Source organism: Compostimonas suwonensis, assembly GCF_002797855.1.
In the GTDB taxonomy this organism is placed as follows: domain Bacteria; phylum Actinomycetota; class Actinomycetes; order Actinomycetales; family Microbacteriaceae; genus Compostimonas; species Compostimonas suwonensis.
Genome location: NZ_PGFB01000004.1, coordinates 230,031 through 243,975, shown reverse-complemented (window position 1 = coordinate 243,975; position 13,945 = coordinate 230,031). Strand labels below are relative to the sequence as shown.

Genomic DNA, 13,945 nt, shown 5'->3' with positions numbered 1-13,945 from the left:
CAGATTCGCCCGAGGCCGCGGATGAGGAGGCTTGAGTCGTCGGTCCACGGTGGGCCGCACGACGATTGGACACGATCATGCTCACTGCACTCACCGCAGCCGCGGCCGGCGGTCTCGCCGAGCACGCGGGCGGCCCGTGGGGGGCCGGCTTCGGCTGGCTCTTCTTCCTCATCCCGGTCTTCTGGATCCTCGTCATCGCCCTCGTCGTCACGCTCGTCGGCCGCCGCCGCTGGCGTCGTGCGGGCTGGGACGGCGGCCCCGGCGGCCCCGGTTTCGCCCCCTGGGCGCGCGGGGGAGCCGAGTCGACGCTCGCCGAGCGCTTCGCGCAGGGCGACATCGACGAGGTCGAGTACCGCGCGCGCCTCGAGGTCCTGAGGGCCAACCGGCCCGACCTCGGGCGCTGACCCGTGCCGCGACGCCCGCGTCAGCCCTCGAGGCCGAGACGCAGGCGTCGCGGCAGGGCGTGCACGACGATCGCGTGAGACTCCGCGATGAGCTCGCGAACGTGATCGTCGGGCACCCCGCCGTCGAGTGAGACGGTCACCCAGTGGCGTTTGCTCATGTGGTAGCCGGGCCCGATCCCGTCGACGCTCGCGATGAGACGGGGCACGTTCTCGGGCAGCGCTTTGAGCGTGATCGAGAGCGACGGGGCGTCGGGGCTGTCGATGGCGAAGATCTTGCCCGCGACCTTGTGCACCCGGGTCTCCGGTCCGAAGGGGTAGCTCTCCTCCGAGCCGTTCAGCTCGGCGAGGAACTCGGTCAGCTCGTTCGGGGCCATCATCCCATTCTGCCGGGATCACCCCGTGTTCAGACAAGCGATCTAGACTGAGGCCGTGGCTGCAATCAATCTAGGGATGCCCAAGACGCCGGAGGTTCTGGCCCCGCGTCGCAAGTCCCGCCAGATCAAGGTCGGCAAGGTTCTCGTCGGTGGCGACGCTCCGGTGAGCGTGCAATCCATGACGACGACCCCGACTCCGAACATCAACGCGACCCTCCAGCAGATCGCCGAGCTCACCGCATCGGGCTGCGACATCGTGCGCGTCGCCGTGCCGAGTCGTGACGACGCCGAAGCGCTGCCGATCATCGCCAAGAAGAGCCAGATCCCGGTCATCGCCGACATCCACTTCCAGCCCAACTACGTCTTCGCGGCCATCGACGCGGGCTGTGCCGCCGTTCGGGTCAACCCGGGCAACATCCGCAAGTTCGACGACCAGGTGGGCAAGATCGCCGCCGCCGCCAAAGCTGCGGGCGTCTCCATCCGCATCGGCGTCAACGCCGGCTCGCTCGAGCCGAGCCTGCTGCAGAAGTACGGCAAGGCCACCCCGGAGGCGCTCGTGGAGAGCGCCGTCTGGGAGGCGAGCCTCTTCGAGGAGCACGACTTCCACGACTTCAAGATCTCGGTCAAGCACAACGACCCGATCGTCATGGTCAAGGCGTACCGCCTTCTCGCCGAGCGCGGCGACTGGCCTCTGCACCTCGGCGTGACCGAGGCCGGCCCGGAGTTCCAGGGCACGATCAAGAGCGCGACGGCCTTCGGCATCCTGCTCTCCGAGGGGATCGGCGACACGATCCGCGTCTCGCTCTCCGCCCCGCCCGTGCAGGAGGTCAAGGTCGGCCTGCAGATCCTGCAGTCGCTCAACCTGCGTGAGCGCAAGCTCGAGATCGTCTCCTGCCCGAGCTGCGGGCGTGCTCAGGTGGATGTCTACACCCTCGCCAACGACGTCACCGCCGGTCTCGAGGGCATGAGCGTGCCTCTGCGCGTCGCGGTCATGGGCTGCGTCGTCAACGGGCCGGGTGAGGCCCGTGAGGCCGACCTGGGTGTGGCATCCGGCAACGGCAAGGGCCAGATCTTCGTCAAAGGCGAGGTCATCAAGACGGTGCCCGAGTCGGAGATCGTCGCGACGCTCATCGCCGAGGCGAACCGCATCGCCGCCGAGACGCCCGCGAGCGACACGGCGTCGGGCGAGCCCATCGTCACCGTCGGCGCGCACTGAGCCGTCTGCTCGACCCGCCGGCTGATCGGTCTTCACGTCTTCACCCTCGAGAGCAGAGAAACAGCCACGGGTGAATATTTAGGGTGATTTTCACGGCTGTTCAGGACATTGAGAACCCGGATCCACGTGCCCGGCCCGCAGCTCAGGACGTCGTGCGCCCGTTTTGTTTATAAGGATGCAAGGCGACACCCGACACTCCTCGACGTAGACTGAAAGTCCCCCCGAACCTGGTTATCCGCGAGTTGCCGCCCTGAGAAAACAAGGCGGTACCTCGCTAATATCCAATTAATCCCGTTGTGCCTAAACGGGAGGTTTCTAGGGGAGGGCAGCTGGCGCCGTGTTTATGGCCCGTTTTCGTGTTGATGGCAGTGCCCGGGGATACCGCCGCCCGATCCGATTGAGCGGGTGGGTCGTCGTGGTATGACCGCCTTCGCCGTCGATCCGTCACCACAACCCGCATTGCTCGACGACGCGATGCGAACGACCGCGATGCAGAGGACAGAGGGCGGTGCGGAGCGCAATCGCTCTGAGAAGCTGCGGGTCGTTCCGCGGTTGCCCGGGCTGCTGCTGCAGCGTCCCCGTCTGCATCGTGTGCTCGACGGGACTGCTCCGCTGGTCGTCCTCAGCGCGCCGAAGGGCTTCGGCAAGACGACGCTCGTCGCCGAGTGGATGGAGAACCGTCCGCTCACGGAGGACATCGCCTGGGTCTCGCTCATCTCGCGTCCCGCGGGTGCCGACGACTTCTGGAGCGTCGTCGTCGACGCGCTCGGGATCGGCGACTCCGACTCGGTCGGGGGGCGTGCCGATCGCCCCGAGCAGCGGTTCGAGGCATATCTGCGCAGACTCGACCGGGTGCTGACGATCGTGATCGACGACTTCGATCAGGTCGCCGACCACTCCGTCGACGAGCAGATCCTGCGTTTCTCCCGTGCCTTCAGGATGGTCAGGCTCATCGTCTGCGTGCGCATGCGCCGGCCGATCGTGCGGATGGCGACGATCGATGTCGACGCCGAGGTCATCACGGCCCAGGCGCTCGCCTTCACCCGCGCCGAGAGCGACGAGCTCTTCGCCCTGCACGGCGTGCGCATGCCGAGCGGCGACCTCAACGAGGCGGCGGGCGGCTGGCCCGGCGCGCTGCGTGCCGCCGCGATGGCGTCGTCTGCGCCGGGCGGGCATCTCGCAGACGGCTCCATCCGCGTCTTGGCGGCGGAGGAGTACATTCGCGGCCTCTTCCTCCAGCTCAGCGATCCCCGGGAGAGGTATCTGGTCGCCGCGTCCGCGGTGCCGGTTTCGATGACGCACGAACTCGCCGCCGTGATCGCCGACTCCCCCGAGGAGGCCGCGTGGATGTTCGAGCTCGTGCGCAGCCGCGAGCTGGCGTCGGCGCAGAACGAGTTCGGCGAGGCCGTCGTGCGGCTGCCTCCGCTGGTGCGCCGGGTGCTGCGTCAGGAACTGCTCGCGAGCTTCCCCGATCAGGCCGTCGAGATCAACACGAGGCTGATCGCTTGGTATGCCGAGCACGGCGAGCAGGATCGCCTGCTCGTGCACACGGCGGAGGCCGGCGACTGGGCGCAGGCGGTGGCGACCCTCGAGCGCTTCCTGTTCACCCTGTGCTTCTCGCGTCGCACGATCGTCGTCACGGTGCTCGCGCACGTGCCTCCCGAGGTCTTTGCGGCGCATCCGAGGCTGGCCCTCGCCCAGGCCCTCGTCGACCACCACGTGCGCGGCGACGCCGAGGCCGGGCTCCTCCACGGCTGGCTCGATCGCTACGTGTCCGACGCCTCGCCCGACGACCACATCGGCGCACGCATCTCACGTCTGCGGCTCGCCGCCGCCGCAGGCGAGCACGAGGCCGCCGCCGTGCTGGCCGCCTCCCTGCGCGAGGACATCGCCGACACGCGCGGCACCGACCCGATCGTCGCCATCGCCTTCCTGCAGCTGGGCCTGGCGGAGCTCCTCGCGGGCCGCGCCGCTCCCGCCCTCGAGGCGTTCCAGGAGGCCCGCCTGCGTGCGCGGGATGCCAAGGACAGCATCGTCGAGGAGTCGGCGCGCTCGTACCGGGATCTGGTGCTCGCCCTCGGCGGGCGGATCGAGGTGGACGCCCCGGGGCTGGAGCAGGAGGGCGTCCGGGTCCATTCCGGCTCGTCTCCGGAGTCGGAGCGCCTCGACGGCGTCACCCAGGCCCTGGCGGGACTGCTGCGCGCCGACGAACAGCTGGTGTCGGGGGCGCTCGAGCGGCTGCCTGAGGCCGACTGCGACGACGAGCTCTGGATGCTCATGACCTACGTGCGCGCCCGCCACGCGCTCGTGTGGGGCGACCGTGCGAAGGCGCTGGGGGTCGTGTCGCGGGCGAGGACGAGCGGTCGTCCGCAGACCGAGCTGGAGCGTGTGCTCCTCACGGCGGTCGAGAGCGACCTGCTCCAGGGGATCGGTCGGTTCGACGCGGCGCGTGCGGTCCTCGACGACTTTCCCCAGGTGCATCCGGTCGTCGCGCATTCGCGGATGCGGCTGGAGCTGCTCGTGGGCAACGCCGCCGGTGTCTTCCGCGACGTGGGCGAGGGCCAGATACCGGTGCTGGGGGCGGGCATGCAGCTGTACGTCGCGGCAGCGGCCTTGTCGCTGGGGCGGATCGCGGAGGCGCGGGAGTCGATGCGCGCGGTCGCCGATTTCGTCGCGCGCTCGGGCATGTGGGGCCTGCTCGTCGAGATCCCGCGGTCCACCCTCGAGCAGCTGCTCGCCCTCGACGTCTTCGAGGGCGCCGACACCATGCGCGCCATCCCCTCCGTCTTCCTCGCTCAGCGCGACGCCGTGCCGCTCACCTCTCGCGAGCACCTCGTGCTGCAGCACCTCGCCTCGAGCGATTCGATCCAGGACGTCGCGAACAGCCTCTACATCTCGGTCAACACCGTGAAGACCCAGCTGCGGAGCGTGTACCGCAAGCTCAACGCCCGATCACGGCGCGAGGCGCTCGAGAACGCGAGCCTCCTCGGCCTCCTGGGCGGCCGGGATTCCGGCAGCGGGTCACCCGGGTGAGGCGTGGAACCCTTTCCGGGGGCCTCCGACTTCACCCGAATATCACCCGGGGTGAGCCTGTTCCTGCGGGGTGCTTCACAGATTTACTGAGGCCATAGATCTCGGGAGCATGTCTCCGCGTGTCCCAAAAGGGGCGCCCCCGGTCCGGGGGTGGAGCGCGCGGAGGCTCCCATGACTGAGGGGAACACACACACCATGTCCACATCACGCGTCTTCGGGGCTTCGGCACCCGCGCGACCGAAACGAGTGGCGGGCATCGCCGCCGCCACGATCGCGATCGGTGCGGTCGCCGCGCTCGTCGCACCCAGCGCCGCGACAGCGGCTCCCGTCGTCTCGCAGGGCACCGGGCGCCTCATCACGGCCTCCATCGCCGGCGTGCCGATCGACCCGATCGCGGCCCTCGCCGGCGCAGTCGCCGTCAACCCGGACGGCGCGACTCCGCTCGTCGTCTCCGACACCCCGATCGACGCCTCGGCACTCGCCGACCTGCTGTCGCTCGAGATCGGCCCCAACAACCTGCCGCTCTTCGGCGGCTCGGGGATCATCCAGCTCGGCGCCGTCGGCCAGTACGCCCAGGCCGCCTCGGACGCCTCGTCCCAGGCCTTCTCGGGTGCGGTCTCCGCCGCTCCGAGCCTCATCGGCGTCAACACCGTCACGCCGAGCGACGTCGGAGCCCCGACGGCGGGCAGCACGGCGCAGATCTCGGTCGGCACGAGCCTCCTCACCGGCGGCGAGGACCTCGCGAACCTGCAGATCAACGTCGGAGTGCTCGCGGCCTCGGCGTCGCAGACGGCCGACGGAGTGCAGTCGGGCGACTACACGCTCGCCTCGGCGGACGTCCTCGTCGGCGGCACGCTCGTCAGCGGGGTGACGACGATCGTCAGCCCGGCGCTCGACACCCTGATCGCGGCGCTCACCGTGGCCGGGATCACGGGCATCACGAACCCGCTGGGTCCCGACGGCATCTCGCTGTCGACGGATGACCTGCTGGCCGTCGCGGGGGTCGCGAGCCTCAACGACCTGCCGGTGGGCACGAACCTCCTGACCTATGTGCCCCAGGCCGTGGTCAACCAGCTCACCTCGGTGGTAGACGGAGTGCTGGATGCCGCACAGGCGGCGATCGACGAGCTCCCGCTGCTTGCGAGGATCGTCCCCCAGGCGGCGCTCGCCGTGGCTCGTGGCATCATCGACCCCGTGATCGCGGGACTGGTCGGCACTCTCGCCGGACCGCTCGCAACAGCGATCGACGCGATCGCCCAGCTCGATGTCAACAACCAGACCCTCGGTGACGACGGCTCCTTCACCCAGTCGGCGCTGCGCGTCGGCCTCGGCCCGGACGGCAGCCTCGCCGCCGTCGACCTGGCCAGCGCCTCGGTCGGTCCCAACGCCGGCATCGAGGGCGTTCCGCTCATGAGCCCGGAAGCCCTGGCGATCGCCGGCGGTGGCGCGGCCATCATCGGACTCGTCGTCTGGCTCCGTCGTCGTCGGGTGACGGTCGAAGGAACGCACTGATGTCGGGATCCAACTTCGGCGGTGGGATCGGGGGGATCGGCGCTTCGGGCGCACTCGCAGCCACGGGTGTTCCCTTCGGCTGGTATCTCCTCATCGCAACCACCGCACTCGTCGCGGGCTACCTCATCCTGAGGATCAGCCTCCGCCGACGTGCTGTTCGTACGGCCGGAGCGCATTCCGCCTAGGCGGGATGCACGGCGGAAAGGCGTCATCGGACCACCCCTGAATCCGATTATGTCTTTCCGCCTTTCGTCGTCTCCGCCGCTGCGCGATCGTTCCCGATCGGGCAGCGGCGCGATGACAACCATCGAGGAAGGCACCAACACATGACCGCCAGCGAATCGGCCCAAGCTCTCGCCTTTGTGCTGCTGGTGATCTTCCTCGGCTACATCCTGCTGATCCTGACGCCGTTCCTGCGCAGGAAGAAGGAGGCCGAAGGCGACCCCTCGGGCTTCTCCTGGCACGTGCTCGTGCCCTGCCGCGATGAGGAGGCCGTCATCGGCGCCACGATCGACCGGCTCCGCCGCGACTTCCCGGAGGCGCATCTCTGGATCATCGACGACGACAGCGATGACGGGACGGCCGGGATCGTCGAGGATCGGATGTCGCGGGATCCGCTCGTGCACCTGGTCTCGCGGAGGAGGCCCGACGCGCGCACCGGCAAGGGCGCCGCGCTCAACGCCGCCTACCGCGCGCTGAGCGCCTGGATGCCCGCCGACGCCGACCGCAGCTCCGTCGTCGTGCTCGTCGTCGACGCCGACGGCCGGCTCGCGCAGAACGCGCTGCGGCAGGCGGCGGGGGAGGCCGCGTTCGGCAACCCTCTGACCGGCGCGGCTCAGGCGGCGGTCTGGATGTCGAACCGCGACGACCGCGCCCCCGTGCTCGGTCACGGCGGCAGGCTCAACCAGTGGTGGGGCCGCTACCTGGTGCGGATGCAGGACATCGAGTTCCGCACGACCATCGCGGCCATGCAGAGCCTCCGCAAGCACACCGTCTCGGTCGGCCTGGGCGGAAACGGGCAGTTCACGCGCCTGAGCGTGCTCGACGAGATCTCCGCCACCGCGGGCGAGCCGTGGCACGGCTCGCTGCTCGAGGACTACGAGCTCGGCATCCACGTGATGCTCGCGGGGTACCGCACGGTGTACATGCACGACACCTACGTCGAGCAGGAGGCCCTGCCGGGCGCTCGCCGGCTGCTGACGCAGCGCACCCGCTGGTGCCAGGGCGGGATGCAGTGCACGCGGTATCTGCGGTCGATCTTCGAGTCGCGCTACATCAGCAACGCCGGTGCGCTCGAGGCGACCTACTTCCTGATGATGCCGTTCATCCAGCTGCTCGGCGTCGTGCTCTGGCCCACCGTCTTCATCGTGATGATCGCGCAGGGCGCGATCAACTCGGGCAGCCTGGGCCTGTGGCTCGCCGAGTCGTGGTGGCTGCTCCCGCTCATCGTGATCACCGGCATCCTGCCGTTCTGGATCTGGGCGCCCATCTACCGCTCGGTCGCCGAGCCGCGCCACAGCCTGCTCACCGCCGCCCTGTGGGGCATCGGCTACTGGCTCTACATGTACCAGACCTACGTCTGCGTTCTCCGCGCCTTCTTCCGCATCGTCATCGGGCGGGACGGCTGGGCGAAGACCAGACGGAATTCCGAGAAGAACGACATCGCCCTCGTGGCCAAGGAGAGCTGACGTGACAACACTCATCGCCGCAGACCGGCAGCCCCCGGCACGTGCCGCGCACTCGTTCCTCTCGGTGGTCGTGGGCCTCGGGCTCATCGCCGCCGCCATCGCGCTCCTGCTCAACCAGGAGGGCTTCCGCCGCACGGAGGCGATGATCACGGCGAGCGTTCTGAGCCTCTTCACCGACGGCGACGCCAACGGCGCGGGCACCATCGTCTACATCGGCATCGGCACGGGGTCGGTCAACGGGCTCGCCATCACCTTCCTGTGCTCGACCGTCGTTCTCGTGACACCTCTGCTGCTCATCGCCGGCTCGCTCTGCCTGCTGCCGCGATTCGGGCTCGGCCGGGTGCTGGGCGGCCTGGCGATCGCGCTTCCGATCGCCGTCGCCAGCAACCTCGCGCGCTACAGCCTCATCGCCCTCGCCCTGCAGCTCTTCGGCAGCGAGGGCTTCGACCTCGTGCACCACTACCTCGGATCGTTCCTGGTCATCCTCGGGCTGGCGTTCGCGATCTTCGTGCTCCTGCGCGTCGCCACGGGTCTCGGCCGCCGCCGGGTCCGACGGCACGCGAGCCGATGAAGGCTGGCCGCCGGAGTGCCGCTGTCGCGGCATCCGCCCTCGCGTCCGTCATGGCGCTCGTCGTGCTCCTGAGCGGGTGCGCGCAGGGCGGCACCTCGGGCGCCTCGTCTGCTCCCGGGGCGGCCGCTTCAGCCGGCTCCCGGGCGGGGCAGTGCCGGGTCGTGCTGGACCCGGTCGAGTTCGACGCGGTGAGCAACTCCTCGCCCACGGTCGACTGCGCCGCCCAGCACACCGTCGAGACCTTCGACGTCGTGGAGCTGGAGGGCTTCGACCCCGAAGCCGGGCGTCCCGACGAGCTGCTGCTGAAGGCGCGGGCCGGGCAGCTGTGCGCCTACGACGCGATGCGCGACTATATCGGGGCGCGGGATCGCGACTCCTCGCGCGACCTCCGGATCGTCGCCTTCGCCCCGACCGCCCGGGAGTGGGGCGACGGCGCCCGCTCGGTGCGATGCGACCTGGCCGTGCTCGAGAACGAGAGGTCGCTCGTGAGCGTGACGGGGAGCCTGCGCGACATCATGGAACGATCCGATTCGTCGGCGCTGCGACGGTGCTACCTGACCGCTCCGGGGGAGGAGGCCGGCTCCGGCTCCGAGACGACGTGCGATGAGGAGCACACCGCAGAGGACGTGAACGCCTGGCTCCCGGCGCGCACGGGCAACCCGGCGGCCGAGGACGTGCCGGGGCGCTGCGCCCCCTTCGTGCGGCAGTTCTTCGCCCCGGGCCCCGTTCCCGCCGACACGGTCGTGAGCGGGATCCTGCGGCAGGACGGCGAGGGCGGGGCGTGGACGCTGCGCTGCACCGCGGCCCAGGCACCGGGCGCCCCGGGCCCGATGAGGGGGAGCTATGCGGTCGGCTGAGACATCCCAGACATCCCAGACATCCCAGACGTCCCAGACGGCGGAGACGCAGGATGCCGCGGCGCCCGCGTCCCCGTCCCCGAGGGCGCGGCGTGCCTCGCGCCGGTGGTGGCAGAGCCCGGGCACCGAGGCGATCCGGGGGTGGTTCGCCCTGCGGCTGCTGCCCGGTGCCGCGCAGCCGAGGTCGTCGCCCGCGCTCGCCGCGGTCACGGCCGGTTTCGTCGCCGCGCTCGTGATGGCGTTGCGGCTCCTGGTGCCGAGCGCCGTCGGCGTCGCCGACCAGGGCGAGGGCACGAGCCTCCTGTGCCAGCTGGGGCTGAGGAACGTGCGCCCGTGGGACACCGAGCAGTTCACGCAGGCGATCTTCCCGCGCTGGGTTCCCCACGAGTGGTTCGGCGAGACCTGTCCGGGCGGCGGTGCGGGGCTGCCGTCGTCGTCGCAGCTGGGCATCGGCTGGCTCGCCCAGTGGGTGACCCCGTGGTTCGGAGGCGGCGAGGGGCTCGACACCCGGGTGCTCGGCCTGCTGTACTGCCTCCTCTTCGGAGTGCTCGTCGCGGCGCTCGTGCTCCTGCTGCCCGGGCGTCTCGGCTACCGCCTGCTGATCGCCGGGGTGCTCACCCTCGTGACCGCGGACGGCGTGTTCGCCGACTTCTTCGTCTCGCCGTACGCCTGGCCGGCGTCGATGCTGGGCGTGCTCGCGACGATGATCGCCCTGCTCTATCTCTGGCGCAGCGACACGGTCGACTGGACGGGCCTGCTGGTGGTGACGCTCGTCGCGGCATTCGCCCTCACGAGCGCCTTCGCCCTCGCCAGCCTCCTCCCCGTGGTCGTCGTCGCGCTCGTGTGGCGGCCGTATCGGCGGCGCGGGGCGCGGGTCTCCTCCTCGCGGGGCGCCCCGGCCGGGTCGCCGAACCGCAGCCCCTCGAATCCCAGCCCCTCGAATCCCAGCCCCTCGAACCGCGGCCTGCTGCGCCGGCTGCCCGGAGCGGTGGCGGCCCTCGTGCTCGTGGGAGTGGTCGTGGTCAGCTTCCCCGCGCAGAGCCGGATCGGCGAGAGCGAGCGCCGCTACGACGCCGTCTTCCTCGAGATCCTGCCGACCAGCCCCGACCCGCGCGGCGACCTGGCCTGGTTCGGGCTCGACCCCGAGCTCGCGGACGGCGCCGGGCGCGCGGCATCCGACCCGGCATCGGCCCTCTCGCAGAAGGGCTTCGAGCAGGTCGCCGAGAAGGTCACGCCCGCGACCCTCGCCCTCTTCGCGATCACCCACCCCGAGCGTCTGCTGCAGAAGGCCGACCGCGGTCTCATCGCGATGACGCATCCGCAGCTCGACTACCTGGGGTCGTACGAGGCGGCCGATGCGGGCCCGCGCGGCGAGCCGTGGCAGAAGGACTCGAGGATCCCCGTCGTGCGCACCCTGCTGACCGGGTTCGGCTTCGTGCCGGGCGCGCTCGTGCTGCTGCAGGTGGCCGTGTTCGTGCTCGGCATCGCCGTGGCGAGCCGCCGACGGCTCGGCAACGCCGCGGTGGCCCTGGGACGGATGTCGGCCTTCGCGATGGCCTTCCTCTGGCTGCACTTCTGGTTCGTGCTCATCGAAGACGGCGCGAGCGAGCTCCCGCGGAAGCTGCTCACTTCGACCTATCTGACGATGTTCGCGATCCCGCTCGGCCTCGCGCTCGCCCTGCTGCTCGTCAGGCAGCATCCGGCGACTCAGACCGTGCCGAAGTCCTCCAGACGCGTGCCCAGCCCGAAGAACGCGCGCACCGCGGCAAGCGTCCTCTCCGAGGCTCGTCCGTCGCCGTAGGGGTTGACCGAGCGGCTCATGGCCTCGTAGGCGCCGCGATCGTCGAGCAGACGGGAGACCTCGGCGACGATCGTGTCCTCCCCGGTTCCGACGAGCCGCACCGTGCCGGCATCCACCGCTTCGGGGCGTTCCGTCGTGTCGCGGGTGACCAGCACGGGCTTGCCCAGGCTGGGGGCCTCCTCCTGCACCCCTCCCGAGTCGGTGAGCACGATGTCGGCGTGGGCGAGGAGGGTCGTGAACTGGGCGTAGTCGAGCGGATCGGTGAGGATCACCCGTTCGCGCGACGACAGGGTGGCCGACAGCGCGTCGCGCACGACGGGGTTGCGGTGCAGCGGGAGCACGATCGTGAGCTCCGGATGACGCTCGGCCAGCCGTTCGAGGGCGCGGGCGGTGCTCGCCACCCCTTCGCCCCATGATTCGCGGCGGTGGCTCGTGACCACCAGCAGGGGACCGGTGCGCTCGGCGAGCGCCGCGAGCTGGGGGTGCTCGAGAGGCGTGTTCAGCGAGACGACGTGCAGGAGCGCGTCGATCACGGTGTTGCCGGTCACGACGATCGTCGACGGGTCGACGCCCTCGCGCAGCAGGTTCGAACGGGCCCCGGGGGTCGGGGCCAGGTGGAGGGAGGCGATCTGCCCGGTCACCTTGCGGTTGCCCTCCTCGGGGAAGGGCGAGGCGAGGTCTCCCGAGCGGAGCCCCGCCTCGAGGTGCACGACCGGGATCCCCTCGTAGAAGGCGGCGAGCGCGGCGATCGTCGAGGTCGAGGTGTCGCCCTGCACCATAACGGCGTCCGGCCTGCTCGCGGCGAAGACCTCGGCGAGTCCGTCGAACACCCGTGCCGCGATGGCGCCGAGGCTCTGCTTCGGGGTGATGATGTCGAGGTCGAAGTCCGGCACGATCCCAAACAGGCCGTTCACCTGGTCGAGCATGCTCCGATGCTGCCCGGTGACGGTCACGATCGTGTCGATGTCATCCGCTCGAAGCAGATCCCGGACGACGGGGGCGAACTTGATGGCCTCGGGGCGTGTTCCGTAGATGGGCATGACCGTAGGCACGTCGCAACCAATCGCAATCGTCGTGGGGGATGTTCCGAGCCTAGCAATCGGGCGCTCACGTCCGCGGGTGAATTGCGGGCCGTGGCAGGGTGAACGCAGAGCCCTCGCAGAGTGCCTGCGAGGGCTCTGTTCACACGCGGTGTGCGGCGCTATGCGCGGGAGCGGCGACGCGCGGTGAGCGCGACGGCTCCCAGCGCGACGAGCACAACGCCCAGGCCTCCGGCGGCGAGCAGAGCGGGCTCGACTCCCGTGGCGGCGAGACGCTTCCCGTCCGCGGCATCCTCGGCGGCGTCGGGGTCTTCGACGACCGGGGCCTCTGTGGGTGCGGTCGTGGGCTCCTCGCTGGGCACGGGCTCCTCGGCGAGAGGCTGCTGCACGAACTCGTAGACGATCGTCGCGGCGCGCTGCACGTAGAGGTCGACCTCGGTGCGCGGCCTGGACGGGTCGAAGGCCGTCGTCGCGGCGAGGGCGACCTCGCGGCCGGGCACGAGGATGATGCCGCTGTCGTGCGTGACGTCGCCGAGCTCGCCGGTCTTGTTCGCGAGCACCTCGCGCGGGATGACGGCGCCGAACTTGGTGTCGACCAGCTGGCCCTTCATGAGGTCGATGATGTGCTCGCTCGAGGCCGGGCTCAGGATCTCGTGCTTGTAGAACTTCGTGAGCAGATCGGTGACCTCCTCCGAGTTGAGCCAGTTCTCCTGCAGCGGCGGCAGGGCCGGGTGGATCATCTTGCGGCCGAGCCACATCTGCTCGTAGCCGAGGGCCGCGATGTACTCGTTCACGGCGTCGAAGCCGCCCGCGCGGTCGATGAGCACGTTGGTGGCGGTGTTGTCGCTGATCTGCACCATGAGCTCCATGAGCTCGCGCACCGTGATGTCGAGCGGGAAGGCACGGTCGCGCAGGGTGCCCGAGCCGCCCACGATGTTGTCGTCACCCGCCGGGATCGTGATCGACTCGTCGAGGCTCAGGGTGCCGTGGTCGGCGTCGTCCATGAGCAGGCCGAGCAGCGGGAGCTTGATGAGGCTCGCCGCCTTGTACTGCTCCTCGCTGCCGACGGTGACGCTCGCGTCGCCGTAGCTGCCGCTCAGGTCGGTGACCGAGACGCCCATGCGGACGCCGTCGGCCTGCGCCTCGGCGACGAGCGCGTCGAGCTGCGCGGTCATCTCCGCCCACGCCTGCTCCGGGGTCGGATCGGCGGCGTATGCGGGGGAGGTGGCGAGCACGAGGGAGCCGGCGAGCACGGCGGTGCCCACGGTCAGCAGGCCGAGCCTGCGGCGGGAGGGGGTGGTCGTATCCATGCCGAGTTGTCCTTTTATGAGGTGTCAGGTGTGATGTGCTTATGGATCGGGTATGCAGAAGGCTCGCAGGGGGATGTTTCGTCGCTGTTCCCGCTCGGTGACGGCGACAAAAAACCAGCGGTCTCGGAAAAACCCGGTG

The 13,945-nt window shown here is 70.2% G+C and carries 12 protein-coding genes; 9 read left to right on the top strand and 3 right to left on the bottom strand.

Annotated features, from left to right (window positions below; all coding sequences use genetic code 11):
* Nucleotides 1–77: 77 nt before the first annotated feature.
* Nucleotides 78–404, top strand: a complete 327-nt coding sequence (locus tag CLV54_RS12265) for an SHOCT domain-containing protein (RefSeq protein WP_100345511.1) — start codon at nucleotides 78–80, stop codon at nucleotides 402–404.
* 20 nt (nucleotides 405–424) lie between these two features.
* Here the strand turns inward: CLV54_RS12265 and CLV54_RS12260 are convergent, their stop codons facing one another.
* Nucleotides 425–778, bottom strand: a complete 354-nt coding sequence (locus tag CLV54_RS12260; RefSeq protein WP_100345510.1) for an MmcQ/YjbR family DNA-binding protein — start codon at nucleotides 776–778, stop codon at nucleotides 425–427.
* Between the two features lie 55 nt (nucleotides 779–833).
* On the opposite strand from CLV54_RS12260, the gene ispG reads away from it, so the two are divergent.
* The 8 genes from ispG to wsfD all read left to right on the top strand — a co-directional run bounded on the left by ispG (nucleotide 834) and on the right by wsfD (nucleotide 11,456).
* Complete coding sequence (ispG, locus tag CLV54_RS12255) at nucleotides 834–1,994, top strand: flavodoxin-dependent (E)-4-hydroxy-3-methylbut-2-enyl-diphosphate synthase (RefSeq protein ID WP_211294539.1); 1,161 nt, start codon at nucleotides 834–836, stop codon at nucleotides 1,992–1,994.
* A 420-nt stretch (nucleotides 1,995–2,414) separates the two neighbouring features.
* The gene (locus CLV54_RS12250; RefSeq protein WP_170061994.1) at nucleotides 2,415–5,027 is read left to right on the top strand and encodes a helix-turn-helix transcriptional regulator; all 2,613 of its coding nucleotides are present in this window, start codon (nucleotides 2,415–2,417) and stop codon (nucleotides 5,025–5,027) included.
* A gap of 195 nt (nucleotides 5,028–5,222) precedes the next feature.
* The gene (locus CLV54_RS12245) at nucleotides 5,223–6,539 is read left to right on the top strand and encodes a PVV-CTERM domain-containing choice-of-anchor G protein (RefSeq protein WP_170061993.1); all 1,317 of its coding nucleotides are present in this window, start codon (nucleotides 5,223–5,225) and stop codon (nucleotides 6,537–6,539) included.
* Nucleotides 6,539–6,724 (top strand): peptidase, encoded by a 186-nt coding sequence (locus tag CLV54_RS12240; RefSeq protein WP_100345265.1) that lies wholly within the window; start codon nucleotides 6,539–6,541, stop codon nucleotides 6,722–6,724. Before CLV54_RS12245 ends, CLV54_RS12240 begins: the two co-directional genes overlap by 1 nt.
* A gap of 141 nt (nucleotides 6,725–6,865) precedes the next feature.
* A complete protein-coding gene (locus CLV54_RS12235; protein WP_100345264.1) occupies nucleotides 6,866–8,227 on the top strand; it encodes an XrtP-associated glycosyltransferase in 1,362 nt (453 codons plus the stop codon).
* Between the two features lies 1 nt (nucleotide 8,228).
* A complete protein-coding gene (xrtS, locus tag CLV54_RS12230) occupies nucleotides 8,229–8,798 on the top strand; it encodes an exosortase S (RefSeq protein WP_100345263.1) in 570 nt (189 codons plus the stop codon).
* Nucleotides 8,795–9,655, top strand: coding sequence for a septum formation family protein (locus CLV54_RS12225; RefSeq protein ID WP_100345262.1), 861 nt, complete (start codon nucleotides 8,795–8,797; stop codon nucleotides 9,653–9,655). Before xrtS ends, CLV54_RS12225 begins: the two co-directional genes overlap by 4 nt.
* A complete protein-coding gene (wsfD, locus tag CLV54_RS17545; RefSeq protein ID WP_157802945.1) occupies nucleotides 9,642–11,456 on the top strand; it encodes a glycan biosynthesis hexose transferase WsfD in 1,815 nt (604 codons plus the stop codon). The genes CLV54_RS12225 and wsfD overlap by 14 nt, the downstream gene beginning before the upstream one ends.
* Here wsfD and wecB read toward each other — a convergent pair.
* Together wecB and CLV54_RS12205 are read right to left on the bottom strand one after the other, a co-directional pair.
* A complete protein-coding gene (wecB, locus tag CLV54_RS12210; protein ID WP_281258176.1) occupies nucleotides 11,363–12,496 on the bottom strand; it encodes a non-hydrolyzing UDP-N-acetylglucosamine 2-epimerase in 1,134 nt (377 codons plus the stop codon). The two genes, wsfD and wecB, sit on opposite strands and share 94 nt — an antisense overlap.
* 161 nt (nucleotides 12,497–12,657) lie before the next feature.
* A complete protein-coding gene (locus CLV54_RS12205; protein WP_100345258.1) occupies nucleotides 12,658–13,806 on the bottom strand; it encodes a serine hydrolase in 1,149 nt (382 codons plus the stop codon).
* Nucleotides 13,807–13,945 lie beyond the last annotated feature (139 nt).